General features: G+C 46.3%; 28 protein-coding genes. 5 read left to right on the top strand and 23 right to left on the bottom strand.

Translation table 11 applies throughout. The features are described 5' to 3' along the window. The first annotated feature begins 475 nt into the window (after positions 1-475). Both GO003_RS02870 and GO003_RS02865 read left to right on the top strand, forming a co-directional pair. Entirely contained in the window at positions 476-2,167 is a 1,692-nt protein-coding gene (locus GO003_RS02870) for a tetratricopeptide repeat-containing response regulator (protein WP_231088797.1), read from the top strand. After that, positions 2,164-2,835 (top strand): sensor histidine kinase, encoded by a 672-nt coding sequence (locus tag GO003_RS02865; RefSeq protein WP_159651825.1) that lies wholly within the window; start codon positions 2,164-2,166, stop codon positions 2,833-2,835. Before GO003_RS02870 ends, GO003_RS02865 begins: the two co-directional genes overlap by 4 nt. Here the strand turns inward: GO003_RS02865 and holA are convergent. From holA to leuS, 3 genes are read right to left on the bottom strand one after another with little or no spacing between them, the layout of a single operon-like run. Further along, positions 2,816-3,841 (bottom strand): DNA polymerase III subunit delta, encoded by a 1,026-nt coding sequence (gene holA, locus GO003_RS02860; RefSeq protein ID WP_159651827.1) that lies wholly within the window; start codon positions 3,839-3,841, stop codon positions 2,816-2,818. The two genes, GO003_RS02865 and holA, sit on opposite strands and share 20 nt — an antisense overlap. A 6-nt stretch (positions 3,842-3,847) precedes the next feature. After that, on the bottom strand, positions 3,848-4,339 hold the full coding sequence (locus GO003_RS02855; protein WP_231088796.1) for an LPS-assembly lipoprotein LptE: 492 nt from the start codon (positions 4,337-4,339) through the stop codon (positions 3,848-3,850). A 27-nt stretch (positions 4,340-4,366) separates the two neighbouring features. After that, positions 4,367-6,817, bottom strand: coding sequence for a leucine--tRNA ligase (gene leuS, locus GO003_RS02850; protein ID WP_159651829.1), 2,451 nt, complete (start codon positions 6,815-6,817; stop codon positions 4,367-4,369). 82 nt (positions 6,818-6,899) lie between these two features. Between leuS and GO003_RS02845 the strand changes: the two genes are divergently transcribed. The 3 genes from GO003_RS02845 to GO003_RS26090 all read left to right on the top strand — a co-directional run bounded on the left by GO003_RS02845 (position 6,900) and on the right by GO003_RS26090 (position 9,923). Next, entirely contained in the window at positions 6,900-7,382 is a 483-nt protein-coding gene (locus GO003_RS02845) for a zinc ribbon-containing protein (protein WP_159651831.1), read from the top strand. 60 nt (positions 7,383-7,442) lie between these two features. Then, positions 7,443-8,225 (top strand): ParA family protein, encoded by a 783-nt coding sequence (locus tag GO003_RS02840; RefSeq protein ID WP_159651833.1) that lies wholly within the window; start codon positions 7,443-7,445, stop codon positions 8,223-8,225. 1,566 nt (positions 8,226-9,791) lie between these two features. Next, positions 9,792-9,923, top strand: a complete 132-nt coding sequence (locus GO003_RS26090; RefSeq protein ID WP_269144314.1) for a hypothetical protein — start codon at positions 9,792-9,794, stop codon at positions 9,921-9,923. A gap of 151 nt (positions 9,924-10,074) precedes the next feature. Here GO003_RS26090 and GO003_RS02835 read toward each other — a convergent pair whose 3' ends face one another. The 20 genes from GO003_RS02835 to GO003_RS02740 all read right to left on the bottom strand — a co-directional run bounded on the left by GO003_RS02835 (position 10,075) and on the right by GO003_RS02740 (position 23,434). Next, a complete protein-coding gene (locus GO003_RS02835; RefSeq protein ID WP_159651835.1) occupies positions 10,075-10,386 on the bottom strand; it encodes a hypothetical protein in 312 nt (103 codons plus the stop codon). Positions 10,387-10,394: 8 nt separating this feature from the next. Continuing rightward, on the bottom strand, positions 10,395-10,799 hold the full coding sequence (locus GO003_RS02830) for a hypothetical protein (RefSeq protein WP_159651837.1): 405 nt from the start codon (positions 10,797-10,799) through the stop codon (positions 10,395-10,397). Continuing rightward, positions 10,796-10,954 carry a hypothetical protein gene (locus tag GO003_RS02825; RefSeq protein ID WP_159651839.1) on the bottom strand — a complete coding sequence of 53 codons (159 nt, stop codon included), beginning with the start codon at positions 10,952-10,954 and terminating at the stop codon, positions 10,796-10,798. The genes GO003_RS02830 and GO003_RS02825 overlap by 4 nt, the downstream gene beginning before the upstream one ends. A gap of 151 nt (positions 10,955-11,105) precedes the next feature. After that, the gene (locus GO003_RS02820; protein WP_159651841.1) at positions 11,106-11,654 is read right to left on the bottom strand and encodes a helix-turn-helix transcriptional regulator; all 549 of its coding nucleotides are present in this window, start codon (positions 11,652-11,654) and stop codon (positions 11,106-11,108) included. Beyond that, positions 11,651-12,061 carry a DUF7673 family protein gene (locus tag GO003_RS02815; RefSeq protein WP_206444565.1) on the bottom strand — a complete coding sequence of 137 codons (411 nt, stop codon included), beginning with the start codon at positions 12,059-12,061 and terminating at the stop codon, positions 11,651-11,653. The genes GO003_RS02820 and GO003_RS02815 overlap by 4 nt, the downstream gene beginning before the upstream one ends. Before the next feature lie 13 nt (positions 12,062-12,074). Beyond that, positions 12,075-13,220, bottom strand: a complete 1,146-nt coding sequence (locus tag GO003_RS02810; RefSeq protein WP_231088795.1) for a hypothetical protein — start codon at positions 13,218-13,220, stop codon at positions 12,075-12,077. 824 nt (positions 13,221-14,044) lie between these two features. Next, positions 14,045-14,206: a hypothetical protein gene (locus tag GO003_RS02805; RefSeq protein ID WP_159658770.1), complete on the bottom strand. Its 162-nt coding sequence runs from the start codon at positions 14,204-14,206 to the stop codon at positions 14,045-14,047. A gap of 2 nt (positions 14,207-14,208) precedes the next feature. Then, entirely contained in the window at positions 14,209-14,682 is a 474-nt protein-coding gene (locus tag GO003_RS02800) for a hypothetical protein (RefSeq protein WP_159658771.1), read from the bottom strand. A 16-nt stretch (positions 14,683-14,698) separates the two neighbouring features. Then, positions 14,699-15,013 carry a hypothetical protein gene (locus GO003_RS02795; RefSeq protein WP_159658772.1) on the bottom strand — a complete coding sequence of 105 codons (315 nt, stop codon included), beginning with the start codon at positions 15,011-15,013 and terminating at the stop codon, positions 14,699-14,701. A gap of 26 nt (positions 15,014-15,039) precedes the next feature. Then, complete coding sequence (locus tag GO003_RS02790) at positions 15,040-15,228, bottom strand: hypothetical protein (protein WP_159658773.1); 189 nt, start codon at positions 15,226-15,228, stop codon at positions 15,040-15,042. Continuing rightward, entirely contained in the window at positions 15,225-15,533 is a 309-nt protein-coding gene (locus GO003_RS02785; protein ID WP_159658774.1) for a hypothetical protein, read from the bottom strand. The genes GO003_RS02790 and GO003_RS02785 overlap by 4 nt, the downstream gene beginning before the upstream one ends. Before the next feature lie 26 nt (positions 15,534-15,559). After that, complete coding sequence (locus tag GO003_RS02780) at positions 15,560-16,300, bottom strand: hypothetical protein (protein ID WP_159658775.1); 741 nt, start codon at positions 16,298-16,300, stop codon at positions 15,560-15,562. A gap of 33 nt (positions 16,301-16,333) precedes the next feature. After that, complete coding sequence (locus tag GO003_RS02775) at positions 16,334-16,735, bottom strand: hypothetical protein (protein WP_159658776.1); 402 nt, start codon at positions 16,733-16,735, stop codon at positions 16,334-16,336. Then, positions 16,686-17,024 (bottom strand): hypothetical protein, encoded by a 339-nt coding sequence (locus GO003_RS02770; protein ID WP_159658777.1) that lies wholly within the window; start codon positions 17,022-17,024, stop codon positions 16,686-16,688. The genes GO003_RS02775 and GO003_RS02770 overlap by 50 nt, the downstream gene beginning before the upstream one ends. Then, complete coding sequence (locus tag GO003_RS02765; protein ID WP_231088794.1) at positions 17,021-19,018, bottom strand: hypothetical protein; 1,998 nt, start codon at positions 19,016-19,018, stop codon at positions 17,021-17,023. The genes GO003_RS02770 and GO003_RS02765 overlap by 4 nt, the downstream gene beginning before the upstream one ends. Further along, positions 19,011-19,991 (bottom strand): toprim domain-containing protein, encoded by a 981-nt coding sequence (locus tag GO003_RS02760; protein ID WP_159656188.1) that lies wholly within the window; start codon positions 19,989-19,991, stop codon positions 19,011-19,013. The genes GO003_RS02765 and GO003_RS02760 overlap by 8 nt, the downstream gene beginning before the upstream one ends. 7 nt (positions 19,992-19,998) lie before the next feature. Next, the gene (locus GO003_RS02755; protein ID WP_159656186.1) at positions 19,999-20,226 is read right to left on the bottom strand and encodes a helix-turn-helix transcriptional regulator; all 228 of its coding nucleotides are present in this window, start codon (positions 20,224-20,226) and stop codon (positions 19,999-20,001) included. Positions 20,227-20,424: 198 nt separating this feature from the next. After that, the gene (locus GO003_RS02750) at positions 20,425-21,150 is read right to left on the bottom strand and encodes a hypothetical protein (RefSeq protein ID WP_159656184.1); all 726 of its coding nucleotides are present in this window, start codon (positions 21,148-21,150) and stop codon (positions 20,425-20,427) included. A 102-nt stretch (positions 21,151-21,252) separates the two neighbouring features. Beyond that, positions 21,253-22,458 carry a tyrosine-type recombinase/integrase gene (locus GO003_RS02745; RefSeq protein WP_159656182.1) on the bottom strand — a complete coding sequence of 402 codons (1,206 nt, stop codon included), beginning with the start codon at positions 22,456-22,458 and terminating at the stop codon, positions 21,253-21,255. 550 nt (positions 22,459-23,008) lie between these two features. Next, positions 23,009-23,434 (bottom strand): P27 family phage terminase small subunit, encoded by a 426-nt coding sequence (locus GO003_RS02740; protein ID WP_159659118.1) that lies wholly within the window; start codon positions 23,432-23,434, stop codon positions 23,009-23,011. Positions 23,435-23,683 lie beyond the last annotated feature (249 nt).

The following is a 23,683-nucleotide window of genomic DNA, read 5'->3' as shown; positions in this document are numbered from 1 at the left end:
ATTTTTCAAGCCGGTCCCAAACAAAGAAATCAAATCAGAGTTTCTTAAATTAAAAAGCACAGTAGGAATGTGCAGCGGATCTTTTGATCTGAATAAATCAAGCCCGCTGACTGCAAAGGGTGTTAGCAAGAAAAAGCGGCTGTTTATTTATGACTTTCGCACTTCAAATTTCGGCAGTGCCTAAAGAGGCAACGGGTTGTTCGGCAAAGGCTTTGCCAGTATGGATGCTGGCATTAGAGCCTACATGGATGGTTTTACGGCGGGCACTCGGTGCCGAATTTCGATCTACGAGGGTATAACGTTTGATTAAGAGGCTGCCTGTATTTGGGTAATGCCTTTATAATGCCGGGCAGTGAGCCGATTTATTTTCATTTTAAAAAGCCAATTTATGATCAATAATAACTTTTGTGGCGAGAACTGCCGGTTACTTTTCTTGCTTTGACTGGTGCGCAAATACGCTTCAGGAAATAGCAGAATGGATTTATTTGACGTTTCGCTGGACACTTTGCCATCACCGTTTAAACTTCACCAGATGAAGCAATCGCTTAAATCAAAGAAAGTTCTTATCGTCGAGGATCAGGCCACCATGCGCAAGGCGATCCGGGAAATGATCTATGGTTTTGATATGAAACTCATAACTGAGGCAGCCAACGGTTCTAGTGCCATCGCCGCTATGCGAAAGGAGAGTTTTGATATTGTGCTTTGCGATTACAACCTGGGTTCAGGTAAAAACGGCCAGCAGGTCCTGGAGGAAGCCAGATTCCGGAAACTGCTTCCTTTTTACGCTGTATTTATCATGGTGACTGCCGAACAGACTCAAAGCATGGTCTTGGGGGCGATGGACAATAAACCCGATGAATACATGACCAAGCCTTTTAATGCCGAGCAGTTGCTTAATCGGATCAAAAGAAATATTTCACGCAAAGAGTATCTGGGCGACATAGAGAAAGCGATTGATTCAGGCAACATCAGTCTTGCAATTGCGCAGTGCGACAAAAAGCTGCTGGAAAATAATCGCCTGATGCATACGCATCTCCTCAAGTTGCGTGCCCAGCTGGCCATTAAAATCGGTGATTTAAAAAAAGCCACTGCCATTTATCAGGCCGTTTTAGAACAAAGCGAATTAAATTGGGCCACACTGGGCTTGGGAATTATTGCCTATCTGCAGGACGATTTTAGCGAGGCAGAAGCTATTTTCCGGAAATTGATTGATGATTATCCGATGATGCTGGAGGCGTTTGACTGGCTGGCCAAAACGCATGAAGCGCAAGGCGATTTTGCCGGGGCTCAGAATACATTGAATGAAGCGACCGCCTTATCTCCTCAGGCAATTTTGAGACAACAAAAGCTGGCGACTATGGCCAATATGAATGGCGAGCTGACCATCGCTGAAAAAGCTTATAAAACGGCAATCGATCTGGGTAAAAATTCCGTTCATCATTCTTCCGGCGATTTTGCGGGATTGGCCAAAATTTATTCAAAGACTGACGCCAAATCAGCGCTTAAAACCTTAAAAGACATGCGCTCGCTTTATTTTGGCAATCCTGAGGCGGAGCTGAGAGCTGCGTTGCTGGAAACAGAGGTTTTTCATCAGCTGGCCGATGAGGAATCCTCGGTGCAAGCTTATCAAACAGCGCAAAAACTGAGTCTGGAGTTAGGAAACAAGGCACCTACTGACCTTAGATTGGAAATGATTAAGACCAGTTATCTGAAAGGCGATGATAAAGCGGCAAATAAAGAGCTGGAGCAACTGATTAAAAACCATGCCGATGATGATCACTTTATGGGTGATGTCAGAAAAGTACTGAACGAGACCGGTAATGCCCAACAAGGTGAAAAATTGATAGCGCGTATCAAAAAAGAATTGGTCGAGATTAATAATAAGGGTGTGGATTTGTTTAGGCAGGGCAATATTACCGAAGCCACGCAGGTTTTCCAGAAGGCGGCAACGACCATGCCGGAAAACAAAACCATAATGATTAACATGGTCAAGATTTTGTTGCATGACTTAAAGACCAACGAAGTGAACAAAGAAAAAATTCAACGCATTCAAACGTTCATCAATAAAGCGTCACAATTTGGTGTCAAAAAAGAAAAAATCGAACATCTGCAAGCCCAGTTGAATAATTTGTCCCATAAGATCAATTCCACGGCGTCTCAAGAATGAGCCAAGATGCAAAATTCAGTCAGATTCTTGCCTCGTCAGTTCATGATTTAAAAAACTCACTTCAAACCGTTCGGTCTTTGATCAGAGCGCTTGCGTTAGAACAAGCCAATTCCGAAAAGCCGGAATTTCAGATACTGGATTTCGAAACTGCCCGAATGAACAGTTGTGTCATGCAGTTGCTGATACTTTACCGGCTGGATGCCAGTCACTTCAAGCCTGTGCTGGAAGAGTGCCGGGTTGTCGAAATTTTGGAAGAGGTGGGCTATCAGCAAAGCCTGCAGATTCAATTACGGCAGATTTCGCTCACAGTGGAATGCAGCGCGGACTTGTTTTGTTTTTGCGATGATACGTTAATCAATACGGTTCTGGTTTCTGTCGTTAACAATGCGTTGCGCTATTGCCGTCAAGCGATACGCTTATCCGGACGGCAGCAAGGTGATTTTGTCTGCTTATGCATTGAAGATGACGGACCCGGTTTTTCTTCCGGCATCATGGAAGGCATTCAAGGTGTCAAAAGCTGCGAGCTGGAAAAAGGCAATACCGGTCTTGGACTTCATTTTGCGTCAACCATTGCCGAACTTCATAGCCAGGGTCAACGCAGCGGTTTTATAGCCATAGACAATGAAAGTACGTTGGGTGGCGCAAGGTTTAGCCTGTTTCTCCCATAGGATCAAGGCCGGCCATCAGCAAGCAGATCGTTAAAAGAGTCTGCCAGGCGTCACCCATTTGAGCGCCCTTGATTTGTCGATCGGCTTTAGCGCTCAACAAAAGCGCCTGATCAAGCCGGTTAGTATTCAGACGATGAATAGCGGCATCAATCAGGGGTTTACGTTTATCCCAAACCTGGTTTTTTGAAAAGGCCTGATCTTTAGAATGTCCATCGCGTAAGCTCTGCTTGATCTTACACAACACTCTGATTTCACGCGTGATTGACCAAAGCACGATCGGTGCCGCAACGCCTTCGGCTTCTAAACCCTCTAAAATCTTAACGATGCGTTCGGCATTTCCTGCTAAAAGGGCATCGGCCAGATTAAAAACATCATAACGGGAACTGTCAGCCACTACGGAGGCAATATCCTCGTTTTTTAATTTTACCGGTCCGTATAAAACAAAAAGCTTTTCAATCTCCTGAGCTGCAGCCAGCAGGTTTCCTTCTATGCGCGTGACCAGAATTTTCAAACCATCACTATCGGCACTCATTCCCTTTTGCTGAAGGCGTTGCGATAGCCAATTCATCAGCTCCTTGCCCGCCAGCGGCCAGACTTGAACCAGAATTCCTGTGGCCTCGATAGCCTGCACCCATTTTGATTTGCTGGCCGAGGACTCGAGTTTTCCTGAGGTGATGAGTAAAATCGTATCTTCAGGACGTCGTTCACAGTAATACAGGAACGCTTTGCTACCCTCCATTCCCGGTTTGCCGTTGGGCAGACGCAGATCTATGAGTTTTTTTTCGGAAAAAATGCTCATGGCTTCGGCGGCGGCACTCAGTTCTCGCCAATCGAAATGAGTGTCCACCGTCAATATTTCCCGGTTATCAAAACCGGCTTGTTTAGCCGCTTTTCTTATCTGATCAGCCGCTTCGCCCAATTGCAAGGGTTCGTCGCCGCATATCAAATAAACAGCTTGCAGCTGTTTATTCAAGTTAGCTTCCAGCTGATCCAGTCTTAATCGCATTGCCGATTATTTGCCGGCCAGATCAGATCTGGTCGTATTCACGATCTTTTTTACTGCCTGCAGATAAAGTTCTTGCTGAATGATCGTTTCCTCATTGGTTTTGGCAATAATGGCTTCCTGATCGTTGTAATATTCACGGGTAATCTCAATACTTTGAATTTTTTTCAACACAGCCCCTGACGCGTCCTGCAATTCATAATCCAGAGAGTAATTGAGCTCAAACTCGTTGGCTTTACCCGTAGAGCTCAGTGAAAGTACCCGACGATCCATTTGCTCGTTAAATACGGCAACAACCAGGCCCGCCTGACTTATCTCTTTAACGACATCCACGGACGACGCTTTCAGTGTTTTGGTGAATTGTTCCTGCAAGGATTGGGATGCGTTTTTAAGATAAACCTTACGCATTTGCTCAGGCAATTCAATTGCGCCGCGCAAATGATAGCCGCATGCAACGGTCATTAAGGCCAAACCCAGTACCAGCACTCTTGTAATCATCATATTGATCTTACTCAATTACTTTGCTCATCAAACAACAATATTGACCAGTTTATGCGGCACAACAATGATTTTTTTAACCGGTTTATTATCGATAAAACGCAGTGTGTGCTCATCATTCAACGCAGCAGCTTCGATTGCTTCGCGCGTGGCAGAGGCCGAAACTAAAATTTTACTGCGCAATTTACCGTTTACCTGAACCACAATTTCCAGTTCATCCTGTTGTAATGCGGATGGATCGGAGACTGGCCACTTTTCGGTAATCACGGAACCTGAGTGACCCAGTCCTTGCCATAAATGCTGGCAAATATGAGGCACAATAGGAGCCAGCATCAACACAATGAATTCGAATGCTTCCTGGCGAATAGCCAGTCCATTGTCAGACGTGTCCGAGAATTTGGAAACCGAATTCAACAATTCCATATTGGCCGCAATCGCCGTATTAAAGGTATAACGCCGGCCAAGATCATCGGTTACTTTGTCCAGCGTTTGATGCACCTGACGCCTTATTGCCTTTTGATCGCTGTTCAGCGATTCTTTATCCAGAGCGGGTATCGCCTGCGAATGAGTGACATGCAGGTGGACCTGCTTCCATAAGCGGCGCAGAAACCTGAAGGCACCTTCAACGCCGCTGTCTGACCATTCCAGCGATTGTTCGGGAGGGGCGGCAAACATAATGAACAAGCGGACCGTGTCGGCTCCGTATTCGTCGATAAGGGCCTGAGGATCAACCGTATTGCCCTTGGATTTGGACATTTTGCTGCCGTCTTTTAACACCATGCCCTGGGTGAGCAGTTTTTTGAAAGGTTCGTCGTTAACGAGTAAACCTTCATCGCGCAGCAGTTTGTTGAAAAAGCGCGAATACAAAAGGTGCAGAATGGCATGCTCGATACCGCCGATATACTGGTCAACAGGCAGCCAGTAATTGGCGTTTTCATCCAGCATCTTGTCGGCTTTAGGGCTGGCAAAACGGGCAAAATACCAGGAAGATTCCATGAATGTGTCGAACGTATCCGTTTCCCTTCGACCGTCTTTGCCGCATTTTGGACAGGCCGCATGCGAAAAAGTGGGATGAGCAACCAGCGGCGACTGTGAGCCATCCAGCACGACATCTCTTGGCAGTTCGACAGGTAAATCTTTTTCCGGCACAGGAACAACACCGCAATCATCGCAGTAAATTACCGGAATCGGCGCGCCCCAATAACGCTGTCTTGACACGCCCCAATCCCGCAGGCGGAAATTGGTTTTACGCTGGCCTTTGTTTTCCGATTCCAGTTTTTTAGCAATGGCCGAAAAAGCGTCTTGAGAAGTCATACCGTCAAATTCGCCGGAGTTTTTTAGTATGCCTTTGTCTGTAAAAGCGTGGTCGCTGATGTCATCAGGACCGGCGTCTTTGGCAAAAATAACCTGTTTTAGCGGAATGCCGTATTTATGAGCAAACTCGAAATCGCGTTGATCATGGGCAGGTACGGCCATAACGGCACCGGTGCCGTATCCCATCAATACAAAGTTGGCAATCCAGACCGGCACTTGCTCGCCGGTTATGGGGTGTGTCGCTTTAATGCCCGAATCAACCCCGCGTTTTTCCATGGTTTCCATCGCAGCTTCCGATGTTTCCATGACTTTACATTCTTCAATGAAGGCCGCTATATTTGGATCGTTATGGGCGGCTTTCAGCGCTAAAGGATGTTCTGCCGCGACAGCCAGGTAAGTCACGCCCATCAATGTATCAGGACGGGTTGTATAAATTCTTAAAGGCTCACCCATTTCGGCGACTTGAAAATCCATTTCCACGCCTTCTGACCGGCCTATCCAGTTGACCTGCATGGTTCTGACCTGTTCCGGCCAGCCATCCAGGCCGTCTAATGCTTGCAGTAATTCGTCGGCATACGCGGTAATTTTAAGAAACCACTGTGAAATCTCTTTGCGCTCGACATGGGTGCCGCAACGCCAGCAGCCGCCGTCGATAACCTGTTCATTAGCCAGAACAGTGAGGTCATGCGGGCACCAATTGACCGGTGCGGTTTTTTTATAAACCAGGCCTTTTTCAAGCAGCTTGATAAAAAACCATTGCTCCCAGCGGTAATAAGAAGGATCGCACGTCGCCAGTTCCCTGTCCCAGTCATATCCAAAGCCCAGTCTTTTGAGCTGGTCACGCATGTAATCAATATTTTCATACGTCCAGTCGGCGGGGTGAACGCCATGTTGCATAGCCGCATTTTCAGCCGGTAAGCCAAAAGCATCCCAGCCCATCGGTTGCATTACATTTTTACCCTGCATCCTGAAAAAGCGACTTATCACATCGCCAATGGTGTAGTTTCTGACGTGGCCCATGTGCAACTTGCCACTGGGATAGGGAAACATGGACAAGCAATAGAATTTCTCCGCATTGGATGATTCGACAGCTTTAAAGCTGCCGGAGTCTTCCCACGCTTTTTGAACGGCTTGCTCAATAACTGAAGGCTTGTAAATTTCTTCCATCGAACTCATCTTTTCGGGCCAAAATCGTTAGAATACAGTACACTTGTGCAAATCAAAAGTCTCATTTTAAGGAGTTAATAACATGAGTGACAATAAGCTGATCGAAGCCTATAACGATCTGATGGGGCATCTCTATGAGGTCATGGATGATGGTATTCATTCATTGGCCAATGCGTTGGAAAAAGCCAAGGAAAAAACCAGTGAAATAGGCGGGGTGACCCAGGAAGAATTATCAAAAATTTCTGATTATGTAAAACGTGACGTTGAGCATGCGGCCCATGCCTTGAATGAAGATGGCACTGACGACTTGTCCGAATGGTTAAAGTTTGACATTGATCTGATTGAGAATTTTGCACTCGATGCCTTTATGAGCGTCGCCGATAAAACCAGTGTCGAACTTGCCAAGCTGAAAACCCTTGCCGAGCAAAATACTTACCACAGCGGCGAAGTGACAGGACCGGGAACATTTGTCTGTGATCAGTGCAATAAGGAGATTGCCTTTAAAACAACCAGTGTTATTCCCAAGTGCCCAGCCTGCGGCGCCGATACTTTTTTCCGTTGTTGATATTATTAATGTTGACTTTATAATGCACTCAATTACTCATCTGAACTCATGGTAAACAGTATGAAAAGGGTTATTTTCAACCAGAAAGGCGGCGTTGGTAAATCGACCATCACCTGTAATTTGGCCGCCATTAACGCGGTTGAAGGCAAAAAAACCCTGGTCGTTGACCTGGATATTCAAGGCAACGCTACGCAATACCTGTTGGGCGGAAATGTGACTAATTCCGACCAGACCATTGCTCACTTTTTCAAAGCCAGTTTGAGTTTAGGTTTTTTTGGCTCCAATGATTCCGGGCTTGAAAGCGTCATCCATGAAACGCCTTTTCCCAATCTTTACATCATTCCTTCTCATCCTGAATTGGAGCCTCTGCAAGCCCGTCTCGAGTCTCGGTATAAAATCTTTAAGTTCAAAGAAGCGTTAGATAAGCTGGAAGGGTTCGATACCATCTACATCGATACACCGCCTGTTTTAAATTTTTACAGCCAATCCGCATTGATTGCGGCGGACAAGTGCCTTATTCCGTTTGACTGCGATGCGTTTTCAAGAGAAGCCTTGTTTACGTTAATGCAGGCGCTTGCTGAAGTTAAGACCGATCACAACCAAAACCTTGAGATTGAAGGCATCGTGGTCAATCAATACCAAAAACAGGCCAACCTACCCCGTCAACTGGTCGAAGAATTAATATCACTGGGTCATCCGGTGCTGGATGCAAAAATATCTCCCTCGGTAAAAATAAGAGAGTCACACAGCGAAGCCAAGCCGCTTGTTCACTACGCGCCTCATCATAAACTGACCGATGAATTCAGAGCGTTACACATTGAAATCAATCAAAAGCGGGTATAAATAAATCGCCAGCTATTGATTAAGCTTATTATTTCAAGCGTAATTCAATGACAAAAAGACCGCCAACCGGCGGTTTTTTTTTTCTGGGGATAGGAGCAGTAATTCCCGGTCTGATGATTAAGAGGGAGAGGTGTAAGCTTTTCGGGTATGTCGGCAGCAGGGATGCTGTCGTAAAGCTTCAATGGATGGGAGTCCAGAGCTGTCGATATCGAATCATTTTTTTCAGATTTCAGGGTATTTGTAACAGGACGTTGCAACCAGAGCTTTCGCAGATGTATTCACGCGTTCTGAAAAAGTAGCAGCCATGGGTCTGCAAAAATAAATACGGAATAAGTTTTTTTAAGTAGGCGATGTCCAAAAAAATCAAGGATGAATAAACTTTCTTGATATTTCTTAGGAATTGATTCGAATGGTGCCTGGAGCCTTTCCCAAAGTGCAATAAAAATACCTGTAAAACAGTTGCTTAAAAAACTTCAATTAAAATATACCGTATTTATACCGTCAGCTTTTCATTGCTGCCCAGCATTGAATAAATAAATATCTCACTTCAAAATCGTATTTTCCCCGTGTAATTAAATTTGTGCCAATCCCTGAACCGGCCAACCTGGACCCGCAATCTAACCACCAATAAACGATAAGCATCAATCCGTCTGATGGATCAGCCCGGCTAACCTGGATCAGCAATTTAACCCCAATAAAGGCGGGCTGAAAAGCATAATTGAACGCTAAAAGACTTAAGCAGATATAAACGCACTTCTTTGACACTTTCCCAGCTTATAATTTCTGGTCTAGAGTCGGGCATTAGTTTTTTATGATGTAAGTTGTTGATTATATAAATTTTATTGATAGACGATAACCTAGGTTTCCCGATTCCCAGAAAAAAAGTATATAGATAAGTTTTTTAAAATAAATGGCTGAATGCGTCTCTTGACCGGTATAGACACACGAAAAAAAAGCACCCGAAAACCAGCAGATTCTTATTCGTATATATAGCTATTAACCGCGCCTAAAATGCTTACGCCAATATCGGGCAGGGCGGGGAAAGAAAATCGGAGTCAAGCGGTTTTTGTTGGCATTTACCAGGAATAGACATAGCTTTGTAAACTTTTGACTACATGATTTTGATGTTTTTTATTTATTTTCAAGAATAAAGCGCGTTTTGTAAGCTTGATGTAGCACTGGTTGGTTAATAGAGAATTTTCGCCTCGCGTTAAGTCATGAAAAAAAACCGCGTGTATTTTTTTTCGGGAATCGGGAATTTATGCCTTTATATATATAATTATTTAAATTTATAAATAAATAAATATATATGTATCAATAGCTTAAGGCGGTTTCTTTGCTTGTTTTTTCTATTGTCAACTAAGTCCCGACTCTAGACCAGAAATTATAAGCTGGGAAAGTGTCAAGGAAGTATTTTTATATGTGCTTTAGTCTTTTAGCGTTCAATTATGCTTTTCAGCCCGCCTTTATTGGTGGTTAATTGCTGGTCCAGGCTGGCCGGTTCTGGCTATTGGCCCGGGAAAAAACCGCTGGCGATGGGCGATCTTAAGGTGATGCCGCCAATGGATGAAAACAAAAACCCGTCAGGCGGCTAAGCGAACCAGCCAAGACAGCCAGGCGAACAAAAGCCTTTTAAGTGTACCGGCGATATTTTGGCGAGAGTGGCGGCGCTTACTGGACCGGGAAAGCCAATATTGAATTTATTTGACTGGAGCCCGGTTTAAACGGTGGGCGATCATGGCGCGAGGGGTTCGGGCGCGGGATTGGGTGAGTGGTTGAATGAAATAAAGATAAGAGGCTAATAAAAAACCGGCTACTGATGTGTAAGCCGGTTCTAAAAGTTATCGGTTCATTCAAGCGCGTTAGTGGTTCGTGTTAAGCCATCATTCAAGCTGATGCCTAATTTTAATCTTACGTTTTCAATAATGTATTTATTTGGGTTGTTCCACCTCCGGCTTAATATTGCCAAGTAGTTATCTTTTTTAACGTAACCCGCACAAGACCAGCCGCAACGGTCACAAACATAACTCATCACGGCAATCTTGGGCGGCCAATCAAGAGAATCACTTACGTCTTTTAGGTGGCCGGCGCCAACCAAACACACAGGGCATTTTTCTAAAGCTTCCGGAATATCAGCAAATAAGTCGTTTTGTTCGTTCATGGCGGTCTTTAGTCAATCATCAAAAGAAACGCCGCAACCTGATCTGATTCGTCGGCGTATTCGCTGGTAATCTGCTTCAGTGCCATAAACTTATCCCGATAAAATGCTTTGCCTCTGTCGATTTCGGCTTGCAAAGCGTATGAGGTGCTGATCATTCCAGTTAGTACATTGTTGGCGGCAATCTGTTCAAGCGTATAGGGATGCACAAGCGTGAGACGTGGCGGAGCTGTCGGATAAAAAAACGATGATCGAACCGGCTGCTCAATCTCGCAAAATTGCCAGTGATAATTTCTAAAGTCTTTTATGATCCTGGCCGCTTGGGTAATAACTTTGCTGTGAAACGCTGTATCAGCGAAGTTCTGAATTTCAAACTTTCGCCGCTGGTTAGGTGAGACGGGATAAATAACAATCATCTTCGGCCTCTCAGATCTACAAACAAAGACAGGAAAAAACCAATCAGCAAGCCCACCACAATACAATAAATCGCAACTGATACATTGCCATCCGTAAGACAGTGTGCACTTCTCTCGTAGGCCAGATAGCCCGCCTTGATTAATTCTTCATTCATAAAACCTCCTGCCTAATCAAGACCTCGAAGTAGGTGAGGGGGCATACGCCAAGCGTATAACCACGATAGGCAAGGTCTAGCAGAATCGGACCTGTTAACGACTTTGTGTTGATGCTGGCAACCGTTTTGCCATTTTTGATTAAAAAAACTTTCATTTCGCCCCCCTGCTCAATATCTCCCGAATTGACCTAAGCCCCGATCCAGCAATTTCAGGATTTGATTGTTTTCGGGGTTGTGGGGTGAAGGGTTTGAATGACATGTGACCCACGGTAACGCGTGACCCTTGGTCACTGGTTCGCGCGTTTTCTTTCTGGTTATTTCTGGTTAATTCTGGTTTATGTGACCCTGGGTCACAGCTTTGTGACCCAGGGTCACTGGTCTGTGATCCTGGGTCACATGTGGGTAAGTCACTAACCTGTGATCCAGGATCAAGGCTGTGGATAAATCCAGACAGAAAATAGCTGTTATTTTTGCCGTTTTGTCTAACAACTTCTATTAGTCTTTTTTCTTCGAGTTCTGAAATTATTTGTAAAACTGCACGACGAGAATACCCGGTTCTGTTTACCAGGTCGTTAGATGACGGCCAACTGATTAAATCGTTTTCGTTGGCCCTTTCCGCCAGGCATACTAAAACAAATTTCTCCGCAGAACGAAGCTTAAAATCGGCATCAAGGGCGATCTGCACAAGTTTATAGCTCATGACTTGGTCCTCATTGCTGACTTAGCCCAGGCAGAAAAAAGCCGGTCACCGTCATCGATGTACAAATGAATTTCCTGAGCAGTAACCCGGGCATCCAACGTCAAGACCTTAATGCAGTCATCAAAAAGCGATTTATCCAGACCTCGCAAGCTTGTCAGCTCGAACGGGAAATCATAAGAATTGTAAAGGCCCAATAAGAAGCTCCGCACTTTTAACGACTGGCCTGTGTCGCGCTTAGCAACCTCAACCAAGCGAATTAAAGCCGGTTCACCTTCGCCAATAGCCTTCTGGCACTCTTCCCGGTACTCTCGCATTTGTCGGGCAAATTCAACATTGGCGGCATCGTGTCGGGCATGATCTTCATCGGTTTTTGGACCGAATGAAACTGTAGTGGGGATAGATTTCATGATAACCCCCCCCTTATTCATTGCCAGCGGTTAAAGCATACTCACGGCTAAGGCTTATCTCGCCCACCGTAACAGTGACGCGCACAACCGGGAGACAATACTCTGGGTCACTGTCGCCTGAATAATCCGCCAAATAGCCAACCAAAAGGTACTGCATCACAGTAGCGTTTTGAAAATGGCATTTCACAGCTTCTTTAATCGCCCGTAACTGCAAAAACTGTTCGTCAGTCAGTTCTTCCAAAGTTCGTTCAATGGATCGTACCTGTGAAGGCTCAGCATAGACGGGCAACTGATCGAGACAATAATCGGATATTGAAAGCTTGAGTAATTCCTGATTGATGGGCTTAAAATGGTCCAGTGGTTCAAAGGTTTTGGCGGTCATGGCCTGGATAATATCCGACTCAGGCAATAATTCATTTGCCCACTTTTGCTGAGATAGAATCGGCATGTGTGTCATAACGAACACGCCTAATTGCTCAGCGCGGCGGATTTTGGCTTCCGCGTCCATTCTTTCCTGAGTTTCTCTTTTCTCAGTGGCTAAGCGTCCACGGGTGAAACGGGCAGCTTCTAAGCGTTGCTCAAGTTCGGCGGCATGTTCTTCAGCGGTAACAAGTCGCTGTACAACATCGGGGTAGCTTAAAACGGTCGCCCTGATTGCCTTGGCGCGGTCACTTCCACCTGTAGCAGGACTGACCCAAAGACCACTAAAAAAATCTAACCAAGATCGTTTGGCGCTGGTATGGCTATCGATTCTTAGTAAGGGTATTGGCTTGGCCGGCTGAATAACCACCTGTCCCGTTTCCTCGTTCAATGCCAGATCGTCAGCCAGGGGAGCATCTAATAGCTTGGCAATCATTAAATCAACACATTGACGATCTTCTGCGGCTTGTGCCAGCGAGTCAGCGGCCAGTTTTTGAGCGGCGATATCAAGCAGTTCAGTAAGTGATTCAGTGCCATTGATGGGCTTGCCTACAGATGAATCATTCAATGAAAAATTGAACTTAGCCAGGGTAAGGCGTTGCTGTTCGGACAGTTCAGAAGGTTTGAAGGGGACTTTAAGAGAGCCGTATTGATCGTTACCGGCAAGTAAAGCGGCTTTTTGATCGACAAAAATAACGGCGTGGAATTGGTTTTGTGCTTGGGTGTTTTGCGAGTTCATGATGATCTCCGTTTGTAAATAAACCCGGAGCCATGATGTCAAACAGTGGCGCCGGACTGAGCAGGTTGACATACCGGTACAAACGAGACCGGCCACTCTCGCGAGTGCCCACCCAGCCCGACATAATATGAAGAGCCGAATTTCGCGCATAAAAAAAGCCGTTAACCGGCTTATGCGCCGTTTGTTTCCAGGATGTCAAGCCTGTGTTACCTTTTGATAACGTCTTAAGTATACGTTAACAATCGAAACTTTCAAAGTATTTTTAATCATATTTGTTGAAATAATTGACCAATACAAGCCGAGTATGTCCGGCATGGTTTACCGCTCGAAGCCGAAGCCCTGGAACGGAAGCGGCAAGCCGGAGGAAATCATGGCAACCAGTACAAAAAAGCTGAAATATTGGGCATTGGGGCAACCGCAATAAACCGTGAATGCTAACTGTAATTATCATAATTATGTAATTATCGTAATTATGCTGGCTATTACACTTTCGAGTGAGTTGTTCCATGTATGCCGCCTAAGCAGCAAAAAACCGCCACCACAACACGAACGAATCAAGCCGATACACTGGCAAGGTTCAAGCTTTGTTCGTAGTGGCCTGATAACCAGTTTTAGAAAAAACCCGGCTGTCAGGTCCGGCGATAGATCAATCTACAGCCCCTAAGTGATGCCATCAATAAACCGTGATATGCTCGCTACTAGAAACAATGCCTATATCAATATTCGTGCCGGTCTGTAAGCCTTGATAATATTGGCCTATAAATACTTGGCATGAAAACATGCTAAGGATTTAATTGTTTCCTTTAAGTAGCACATCACTTTTGTCATGCCCGACGATAAACCAGCTTACAGCCGCGCAAGGTTGCCAATGTTCGGTTTGCCAGGTTGCGGCGCCAGGTGCTTGAAGAGTTCAAATCAGCCTGAATCATTTTCATGTTGATCTCATAAGCCTGACCATGCTTCAGGTTGAATTCTCTGTGCGTCATGGTTAACCTCGCGTGGTTCGGCGTTTGAGCTTATGAACCTCCACAGGAATTCCTTTTCCGTTCAGCTTCACGCGGTCTATCCTGTTTGAGTCGGGATAGCTGAGCCAAGCCAAAGCAACCGAATTCACGCCAGCGGGGGCAATCTCTGTTGAACCATCCGGCTTATGAACCCGCAACTGCTCATTGCTGGCTAATTCGGTGCCTCTAATATGCATTTTTTCGCTGTGAGCCCGATAATTGCCGCGTATGTTCGGGAGTTGTTCCGCAAGCGGCATCCTTTCCGCATTGGCTGGGATCAAGTCAGCCTCGTTCAGCCTCATAACTGGCGGCGGTGGCGGGACCATCGCTTTTTTCCTTACTGATTCCATCGTCTGCATAAGCTTATTAGGGTGCGTTTTAGCAATCACACTATTGATGCTTATTTCGCGTTGGACGTTTAGCTGCTCCAGGTATTTTTTTTCATCGGCTGGGTTCATTTCGCTACCTCGCTTTTTAGGTTAATCCGAATTCATGCAGAGCCGCTAATTCAGTGCTTAATTGGGCGTGTTCAGCGATTAAAAGCGCGGCCTTAGCCTCTCCAACCGCTCCCGGCAGAGCCTCTAGCGTATGATGCCTTGTGATTTGCGCCAACCGCTCGCGTATATCATGCGGCCGCTTTTGCAAAAAAGGTTTGTTTTCAGGATTAGCAAACATTATTGCCACATCTTCAGCGGTCTCGATTTTGATTTGTTTGTTCCGTTCATTTAGTTCCTTAACGGTCCCTACCGATTGAATGTCAATGTAACGCGGGTTCATGTTTTTGGTCATGTTGTTTCTCCAGGTAATTTAAAAAATTAGTTATAGCCGGCAGCATTGAGCATGGCGATTTCATTTTTTAGGCTTTCAATCTCTCTTCGGGTGAAATCAGTTTGTGGCGAAGTCTCCTGTAATTTCGCAATCTCAAGTCGTATCTTAGCGGGGCGTTCCGCTTGTGCGGCCATTGCACCGCTACGGGCAGCATCAATTCGGGCGGCGTTACTCATAGCGGGCTCACTTCTGGATCGCCACCCAATACAGGTGTTTCCAGTACAAACGCATCGACCATTTTATCGATCAGCTCAATATGCCGCTTCATAAGATCCGAATGACCGAATGTATTCTCACCGCCTGTTGGGGTAATCAGTTCATCAAGGACAACGCCGTTTTCATCAAGGGCTTGGATTTTCTGGAAATTGGGGAACATAGCTGCGGCTTCATTCATCGTCTGGGCTGCACTGGCATTGTAAATGTGACCACCAGCGGCTACGCCGTCAATCACGAAGAAGGTGTTATATTTCTGTACGTTCATAGTTTACTCTCGGGTTGGTTGGGTGTTCAGCTTAAAAGCGTGGTATCAATGTGTGCAGTTCTAAGAACCCGCTGTGCCGCGTTACTTTTGGGCAGGTCGTGGCCGGAATTAGCTTGCAAGAAAACCGTTTTGCCTGACTCATTTGGCAGTCCGGGCAGGTTAGGGATGCTCAGCAAGCTGTTGCCAAAATAGCCAGCTGGAAACTCAGTTGGGCGTTGCAGATGCCTTTGATTCCCCGCTTTTGGTAGGGTCAAAACCCTTATTGAATCAGATAGATCATGTGCGGCGGCTAAGGCATCGACAAAACCCAGGCAATACGATCTGTAGACTTCGCGGTAGTGACTCAGCTCAGATTCCATCTCAGCAACGACCAAGGCCCGCAATTGGTCTTTTAGCTCTTGAATCTCAGCCGCCAGAACGCTAGAGCGACTTTCCATAGCATCGGCTATTTGGTCCCTTTGGTCGTTTAAAGCCATAGTTTCACGGTTCTGTGCTTTAGCCTTTTCCAATGACTTTTTAAGCTCTTTAAGTCGAGCCTCGTCGATTTCTAAGCCAAGCTCCTTACTGGTCTGAAGTTCAATGATCTGGGACAAAAGCGATTGTTCATCAACAAGGGGCAGGAAGTCATAGGTTTTATGCTTGTCATCAAATGAATTCATTAGCTCAATTTTGCTTCGAATCTCAGCTTGCAGTGATTCAATAGTGCGAACAATTGGACCGCTTAGGCTTTTGTGTGTCGGTTTTTCTTCTGGTCTGTCAGGTTTCATGGTTTAACTCCAGGGTTAAAAATTAAAGTGTTTTTAAACGGTGGCTTTCTCAGCCTTAATATCAGGTGTCTTTAGTGAGCAATCCAGCCCTAAGGCCAGCCGCGCGGCTTTGTGCTTTTTGGGTGGCACAAGCTGAATTCCAGAATACCGAGTCATGACATATCTGATTCTCACAGTGCCGCCGTGAGGGGTCGGATAATAAAAGGCTAATTTTTTTCGGCAAAATCTTGAGCGCCTGGCATAATCTGCTTTAGCGATCAGCCGTAATTCTCTGTATAGTGGCAGCGCCTCAGTGGCCAGTGCGCTAATTCGCGGATTATCAATACACAGCTCGCCAATGTATTTAAAATCCCGATCCAGAACCTTCCTAACGGCTCGTTCAGCTTCAATCTGCTTTTGTTTTTTGCGTTCTGCTTTTTCGTTTGCTTGGTCCATGTGCTTTCTCGGTCAATGTGTCCTGAAAGTCGTTTTCTTCAGGCTCTTGTTCGTTGGTAATGTCATAATATTCTTGTGGTCCTGCTTCAACGCCGCTTGCTGATACCATCAAAAAACAGGTCTCAAATAGCCGCCAAGCTTCACCAAAGTTTTCAACGATCTGGCGTTCGCGGCGATTGTCTGCCCGAAGTCCAGCCAGTCTTAAGCCTAAGGCTTTAAAGGTTTGATTCAGTGCTTCAAACTCGCCTTGTAATTCGGTCAGGCTGGTTTCGTGTGCTGGCTTGCTCATTGTGCCGCCGCCTCGTCTGCCGGGTCTTTGCCTGGCGGTATCAGAAAGTCGGAGTCAATCACCAACAACCGGCGCGATGTCCCCCCTATGGTTTTCTTTTTTAGTGGACGCGGCTTCGCCTCGGACTCGTCAACCTCGGCCAGTAAATTACGTTGCATCATCTGCCGCCAGAGCGACGACTCGGCGCCTGAAAAATCAGCTTGTCTTAATTTTTGGGCCATATTTTGCGCAACGCTTAGGGCGTTTTTAGGTTCCAGGAAAATTTTAGCGTCCTGGCCGCCAATCGGCGGCTGATGCCACCCGATCAGGGTCCCATGATTTTCATACTGCTCGCCGCCGACCAGGGACCAACCAAACGACCTGGGCCGAATTTTTGGTTCTTTTTGGAATCGCGAGTCGGCGATGTGAGCCATGCCGCCAGATAGGGCCGCGCGTATCATTTCGAAGAATCGATCAATGGGATCGTTTTCGCTTTGGTAGGTTGACTGCTCAGAGAACACAACAATTAGTCCGGATTCAATAGCGTCGAGAACTTCCGTGTAACGCTCCGCCGTCAGAGCGCCCAGCTCTTGCAATAGGTTTAGCGCAACTTCGGACCCGTACAGGATGTTGGCGTAGTTGTGCGGCGCTCGCTCGTGGCTCGTGAAGATTTTACCGTCCTTGGCTTTGTCCCGATAATGCAACACCGAGCTCGAAAAGTCAGACTTGATGTCGTCATAATTTGCGGCGACCTGCTGAATCAGTGCGGCCATTGCTCCGCAAAGCTTTGGGGCATGGCGAACGAGGTCTCGGGAGCGTGCAACATCCATGTCACCGCGCTGAATTTCGATATGCGGCACACGGCCAATAATGGCCGGTCCTTCGAGAGGATGCTCGCCGGTAATTAGTACAGATGCGCGAACCATACCGAAGCTTCGAAGCTCACGGCCAGGCTTCAGAGTGTCGCGGCCTCCGTTGCTGATATAGTTGCGAACGATTGAATCCGCGAAAAGCCTCAACTCAGCATCCGCCTTGGTGTTGCCGGTAAACGTAAACTCGTCGATGACATGCACGACATCCTTCGTCATTAACAACTTCACGCCAGTAGCCATGGCAGAATCCCCGAATCGTGAGGGCATGGTGCCGCCGTCGAACGAACCGAACAGACTGAGGACGATACCCGCTAAGGTTGACTTGCCGCCGCCAGTAGTGCCAAACAACGCGAGACCAAAATCTGAGCGGCTGATCGAGTTAAACAACGCGCGAAAGGCAAACCCGAGCAACACGGCGCCAACGTGAGGTTTAGCGGGGCACACGTTTAGAATCGAAAGCATCAGGTTAACGGCTTCGATCAACTCAGCACCCGATAGAGGTGTTTGAAGCGCATAGTTGTTGAGGATTGAGCCATCGCCGCTTAGATCGACCTGGCCTTGAGTGTTCAGCCCGTCTTTAGTCAGAATTCCGCTACACGAGGTGAACGCCATTTCATCGCCGATCTTGTGCCAGCCGGTAGAGCGATAAATCACCTCGATGGGTACAGGGCCTTCCAGGGTGGAATATTCGTGAATGCAGCCAGCCAGGTTTTTGTCGCGTTGGTATCCGGGCTGAATATTTATCCGGGTGCCGTAGTGTTTCATAGTCCAATCTCGGATTGAGTTGAATTCAGTGGCCTCGATGTCAACAGCGTTAAGTTTGTCGCCGGTGGCAAGAACACAGCTAATACGGAAAAAAATCACGACACCCTCAGGAGTGACCAGGTGTAGTTCACGGTCAATTTTTAAAATGACATTGGCGAGCTTTATTCTGATTTCTGTTTGAACGCCGTCGATGCGCGTGTTTTTAATCTGAAACATTCCCCCGGCTCCAACACACCACTGGAGCATGTCGCCAAATCGTATCGGGATGTCAGTCGAGCCACTGGAGCCGCCGCCAGAACCACCAGAACCGCCGCCCGTTGAATCATCCGGCGCGTTTTCGGCATTTTCCACTAACTGCAAAAGCCCGAATTTAGACATTAAGCGCGTCCTTGTGTTTTATCCAATAATCGTTCCAGTCACCCGGTTCAGGGGGTATCAAAATTCTCCCCTTTATGGCCGCTGCCGCTTCGGTGGCTTTGGTTCTGCCTGGGTCTTTTTTGGTGAGCGCGTCATTGTCTCCACAAATAACGATATCGGCATGAGGCAAACGAGCCCGAACAATCTGAGCCACGGCTAATAGATTACCGGCAGTGAAAGCGATGTATGTTCTTAGGCCTGTTTGCTCAAATAACGTGTATCCGGTAGCCACACCTTCACAAATCAAAACAGTACAGCCTGGATCAGTCGGGCGCGGTCCACAGAAGAAAAAACAGCCTTCCAATTCTGAACCCGGCATAAAGTCTTTGTTACGCTTCAAAACTGGATGAACTTCAGGAAAAATAGCTTGAACATTGCGGATTTTTCCAGCGGAGTTATAAATTGGGGCTAGCAAAACATTGAATACAGTGATTTTGACCTTATTGCCGTGTTCATCCACTACCCAGCGCGTCCATGTGCCACGCCTTTCACCATAACCGCCCTTGTTTTCCTTGGCTGCATGATACTTATGCGCTGTGCTGCCCATGGGGTCATAAAGTGGAAACGATTTAACAACTCGATTTGAATGAATGGCCGCTGCATCATGTTTGGCCTTGCGTTCTGCGTCACGCTTTGCCTGTTCAGCTTTGACCTTTTTGGCAAAACGTTTTTTTTCCTCAGGGCTCATGGGTTTAGTGGTACCGTTGAATCTCCATTTCCGTATTTCGCCACCCCACTTATGGTCCTGATACCAACCAGATGGAGGCGGATCGAGGTGTAAAGCGTAGGCACCGTTATTAGTGCCTGGGTCATGACCTTCCAAATGAACGCGCTTGAGTGCACCGTCAGCAATAATGGGCCTTGTCGGAATCATGCCATCCTCGGCCATAGCCGCCAGGAAAGCGTTGATAACGTCTTGAGTTGAATCGGTCATCGATTAACTAGCCGTTACCCAGTGAGTCAATCCACGCGCGAACCTGCGAGGCTTTATAAACTGTTGTCCGTTTGGTCAGTCGAATCGGCTCAAGCGGAATCGAGCCATCCGCCAGGCCAGAATAGAATGTTGATCGAGAGATGTTGATTAACTCGAGGATCTGCTTCAGGCGAAGAAGGCCGGAAAGCTCCTTTTGCGGATTGGTATTCTGCGGGGTGGGTAGGTTATCGGTCATATTCAATCAATCTCGGTTATTGAAGTACGACACCCATTGTAATGATATATTTTCCCGTAAAAAGCAATACCTGACCTTTGCGAATTAACGGGAAAAATAATGATGGAAAGATGGATCTTGATGAAAATTGCAAAAAAAGAAAGTCAACTAAACTTTCTTTATGACTGCCGATTTATTGAAAATAATATGTGGTCCACACTAACCGGCGGGGGGATTTTTTGGCGCAGGGCGACGAAACTCTGATAAAAGAGTTTGCAATCTTTTACTAGACAGACCGGCAAGCGGTGCCGGTGGCTTTATGGCTTTTATCGCTTGTTTGAATGTAGTTTTTGTATCGGCATTCAGAATGTAGCCGTGAAGTTCCTTCAGGTAACTATTAAGAATTGAAGCTTTTTTAATGTCAGTCGGTCTGCCTCGCTTTGGCTTTGTTTTGGGGTTCTGATAAAGAGCGCCCAATAATGAGGTGGCCGGGCTTTTTCCTTCGGTGCTTATTTTCTTGCCGCGGCTGGCCTTCTTCTTTTTCCAATACAGCTTTTGTTCGAGCTGCATTCTGATCTTATGGGATTCTTGCGCCCGTTCTTCGAGGTAACGCGCGTAATTTTGCCAGTCCTCCGGTGACCATAAATGCTTATCGGCAAAAGTCGCATCACGCAGGTACAGACCAATCAAGTATTCAGGACAACCAAGCAAACTAAGCTTTAACGGCCATTTGCCGCCATAGTGAAGCAAAGCAGATTCAGACGCGCTTATGCTGGCCGGGTTGATAAACAACCAACCTAAGCTATAAGCTAAATGATTTAAGGTTTTGTCATCAATGTTGTGTGTCGCTGGTCTGCCGCGCTTGCGTGGTTTATCAGCAGATGGACGCTTCAGTGCTTCATTAAAAATGACTGACGCATCATCGAGAAAGGGGGGTGTGGACATTGATGAACCTCGTTACAGGTTGCGCGTTATAGGAAAATGCCGGAAAAGGGTTAACGACTCCCTCTTGTCGGCCCGCGTGGCCTATCCGGTAAACAGATTCTATCAATCCGCTTTGTTTGTCGCCACCCTATTAATCGGGGTTACATCGGCACCCTTTCGCAAACCGTCTAAATAATCGGCCCAATGTTGCATCATCTTGACTCTTTCGGGTAAGTGCTGAGCCCGGTTATAGGATGCTCTGATTTTATCGCGGGGCATGTGCGATAACTGGCGTTCAATCGCATCCGGTGAAAAGCCGCACTCGTTAAGCAGGGTTGACGCTACAGACCTGAACCCGTGAGCGGTCATCATGTCGCCAGTGTAGCCCAGGTTCCTAAGTGCCATGTTTACGGTATTCTCACTTATGGGCCTCCCTGGTCGTGTCGTGAATACATAATCTTGATGGCCGGTTAACTGTTTAATGCTGGTCAAGACTTCAACAGCTTGGCGGCTGAGTGGCACAATGTGTTCGATGTTGGTTTTAGTGACCAGATACCGCCATTGTTGAGAATCCAAGTCAATATCAGCCCACAGCATTTGTCTAATTTCGCCAGGTCGTTGAAACAGTAAGGCCGATAATCTTAATGCGCACTGGACCACAAAAGCGCCTTGATAGTTGTAAATGTCCCGAAGCAGAACAGCCAGCTCCCGTGGATCAGTAATAGCTGAACGATGTTCAACTTTGAAAACTGGAATTTGTTTAACAAGCGGCTGCGCTGGATCGTATTCAGCCAAGCCATGAACAATGGCATAGTTAAATACTGAACTGATATCCGCGCGGGCCCGGTGTGCGGTTTCCAGATTGCCACCATTGATAAGCGGCAATAATGCCTTGTAAATCGCTGGTGATTTTATTTCGGTAATGGGCTGCTCACCCAATGCCGGGAAAACATGCAGCTCAAAACGCCGAATACGTTTAGTTTGAGTCACAGGCTGTATTGTATGCTTGATTGATTCTGCCCATTGGCGAGCAACGCGTTCAAAGGTGTAATGAACAGCTTGATGTTCGGTTTTTTTCTTTGCGCAAGGGTCGACACCTTCAGCTAAGCTTTTACGAGCGTCATGAAGCTTTTCGCGGGCTTTTTTCAAAGATGTTTTTGGATATACGCCTAAAGCAAACGTCTTACGCTTCCCGGCAAAGCGATAATCAAAACGAAAATATTTTGAACCGTTAGGATGGATCAAAACATAAAGCCCGTCACCGTCAAACAGCTTGAATTGTTTGTCGCTGGGCTTGGCGTTTTTTACTGCGGCATCGGTTAAAGCCATAACGGTATAAATCTAAGCGGTATTTTTTGTACTGTCGTTATACCGACATTTATAACGGGATGTCAAAGGATTTAGAAGGATGTTATAGGACGAACAAAACAAAGAGAAATCAGGAAAATCAAGGCTTAAGGGATGTTTTGGGAGGGTGTGAGACTTTTGACTGGTGCCTGGAGCCGGAATCGAACCGGCACGCCCTTACGAGCGAGGGATTTTAAGTCCCATGAAGTCAATAAACCGTAAATTATCACAACAAATAACAATAGATAATTCAATACTTTGTCTATTTTGTTAGTTGTGGTTTGCTGTTAATAATTGCCCTTATTTTCTGACAAGTGTCCCGCCAGTGTCCCATGGGACACTAGCCAAAAATTGCCGGGGTGTTAGTCCCGGCCTCTTGTTTTGAAAAAATGTTATGCGGGGTAGTGCTTCATTTGGTTGACAATCGCCTATTACATTAATCATGCCAGCCTGTAGGCCTTGATATTATTAGGTTTTAGCGTCTTGGCATGGTTTATAGCTAGGGAATTGATTGTTTACTAAATATTGCACATCACAGCGCCTCAAAAGCCGCATCTTCAGCGTCATATTGCTCAATCTGCTTGATACCTGCCGCACCTCTCGGACTCAATCCAAACTTGTTACTTAATGTCACAAATTGCCGGTGTGCTTCGTTGTGAAGTTGCGCCAATGGGTGAGGCTTTAATAAATCGCCGTTTCTGCCGCCCTCGGTTTTGAAAGTCCAACCCTCAGTATCAAGTTGTTGTCTGAATTTCAAAAGCCTGGGCCGCAATTCGCACAGCTCGCCAAAGAGTTCTGCATAGTCTCCATTTAACCGGCCACTTGCAACGCAACCCGGTGCCCACTTATCCCAAATCTTTGACGCATCACCTGTTAGCCAATCCGGTTTAATGCGCTCGGATGTCAAGGCGTCATCGTCACTAAATGATTGATAGGGTGTTTTCTTTGATGTAGTCATTTTTTATCTCTCGGTTTGTTGTTAAAAATCTATTGGGTTTTTTCCCCTAAACGCATAAGCCGCGTGGAAAGAGTTTCGGGCGTGGTCAGGATAAAACAACTCTTTGATTTTTTACCCTGGTAGGGGGGGTATAGCCCCTGTCATTCTCAAATCGGACACGCGTGTCCGTTTTTAATCTTTCCATCGTGTAACGATTTAATCTTGTTCCGTTCTGCTTTCAATTCAGTAAAAAATTTCCCTGGAATTGCT

The sequence above is a fragment of the Methylicorpusculum oleiharenae genome, from assembly GCF_009828925.2.
GTDB lineage: Bacteria > Pseudomonadota > Gammaproteobacteria > Methylococcales > Methylomonadaceae > Methylicorpusculum > Methylicorpusculum oleiharenae.
Note: the sequence above shows the minus strand (reverse complement) of the source record. Positions and strands in the feature narration are given on the sequence as shown.

Coding starts and splice junctions, on each gene's coding strand:
- GO003_RS02785 (WP_159658774.1), bottom strand. CDS start 15,533: ATGAACGTACAGAAATATAACACCTTCTTCGTGATTGACGGCGTAGCC.
- GO003_RS02780 (WP_159658775.1), bottom strand. CDS start 16,300: ATGAAACCTGACAGACCAGAAGAAAAACCGACACACAAAAGCCTAAGC.
- GO003_RS02855 (WP_231088796.1), bottom strand. CDS start 4,339: ATGATGATTACAAGAGTGCTGGTACTGGGTTTGGCCTTAATGACCGTT.
- GO003_RS02800 (WP_159658771.1), bottom strand. CDS start 14,682: ATGAACCCAGCCGATGAAAAAAAATACCTGGAGCAGCTAAACGTCCAA.
- GO003_RS02770 (WP_159658777.1), bottom strand. CDS start 17,024: ATGAGCAAGCCAGCACACGAAACCAGCCTGACCGAATTACAAGGCGAG.
- GO003_RS02805 (WP_159658770.1), bottom strand. CDS start 14,206: ATGACGCACAGAGAATTCAACCTGAAGCATGGTCAGGCTTATGAGATC.
- GO003_RS02755 (WP_159656186.1), bottom strand. CDS start 20,226: ATGACCGATAACCTACCCACCCCGCAGAATACCAATCCGCAAAAGGAG.
- GO003_RS02845 (WP_159651831.1), top strand. CDS start 6,900: ATGAGTGACAATAAGCTGATCGAAGCCTATAACGATCTGATGGGGCAT.
- GO003_RS02810 (WP_231088795.1), bottom strand. CDS start 13,220: ATGAACTCGCAAAACACCCAAGCACAAAACCAATTCCACGCCGTTATT.
- GO003_RS02870 (WP_231088797.1), top strand. CDS start 476: ATGGATTTATTTGACGTTTCGCTGGACACTTTGCCATCACCGTTTAAA.
- holA (WP_159651827.1), bottom strand. CDS start 3,841: ATGCGATTAAGACTGGATCAGCTGGAAGCTAACTTGAATAAACAGCTG.
- GO003_RS02825 (WP_159651839.1), bottom strand. CDS start 10,954: ATGAATGAAGAATTAATCAAGGCGGGCTATCTGGCCTACGAGAGAAGT.
- GO003_RS02820 (WP_159651841.1), bottom strand. CDS start 11,654: ATGAGCTATAAACTTGTGCAGATCGCCCTTGATGCCGATTTTAAGCTT.
- GO003_RS02760 (WP_159656188.1), bottom strand. CDS start 19,991: ATGACCGATTCAACTCAAGACGTTATCAACGCTTTCCTGGCGGCTATG.
- GO003_RS02745 (WP_159656182.1), bottom strand. CDS start 22,458: ATGGCTTTAACCGATGCCGCAGTAAAAAACGCCAAGCCCAGCGACAAA.
- GO003_RS02775 (WP_159658776.1), bottom strand. CDS start 16,735: ATGGACCAAGCAAACGAAAAAGCAGAACGCAAAAAACAAAAGCAGATT.
- leuS (WP_159651829.1), bottom strand. CDS start 6,817: ATGGAAGAAATTTACAAGCCTTCAGTTATTGAGCAAGCCGTTCAAAAA.
- GO003_RS02795 (WP_159658772.1), bottom strand. CDS start 15,013: ATGACCAAAAACATGAACCCGCGTTACATTGACATTCAATCGGTAGGG.
- GO003_RS02835 (WP_159651835.1), bottom strand. CDS start 10,386: ATGAACGAACAAAACGACTTATTTGCTGATATTCCGGAAGCTTTAGAA.
- GO003_RS26090 (WP_269144314.1), top strand. CDS start 9,792: ATGAAAACAAAAACCCGTCAGGCGGCTAAGCGAACCAGCCAAGACAGC.
- GO003_RS02840 (WP_159651833.1), top strand. CDS start 7,443: ATGAAAAGGGTTATTTTCAACCAGAAAGGCGGCGTTGGTAAATCGACC.
- GO003_RS02765 (WP_231088794.1), bottom strand. CDS start 19,018: ATGTCTAAATTCGGGCTTTTGCAGTTAGTGGAAAATGCCGAAAACGCG.
- GO003_RS02815 (WP_206444565.1), bottom strand. CDS start 12,061: ATGAAATCTATCCCCACTACAGTTTCATTCGGTCCAAAAACCGATGAA.
- GO003_RS02830 (WP_159651837.1), bottom strand. CDS start 10,799: ATGATTGTTATTTATCCCGTCTCACCTAACCAGCGGCGAAAGTTTGAA.
- GO003_RS02790 (WP_159658773.1), bottom strand. CDS start 15,228: ATGAGTAACGCCGCCCGAATTGATGCTGCCCGTAGCGGTGCAATGGCC.
- GO003_RS02865 (WP_159651825.1), top strand. CDS start 2,164: ATGAGCCAAGATGCAAAATTCAGTCAGATTCTTGCCTCGTCAGTTCAT.
- GO003_RS02740 (WP_159659118.1), bottom strand. CDS start 23,434: ATGACTACATCAAAGAAAACACCCTATCAATCATTTAGTGACGATGAC.
- GO003_RS02750 (WP_159656184.1), bottom strand. CDS start 21,150: ATGTCCACACCCCCCTTTCTCGATGATGCGTCAGTCATTTTTAATGAA.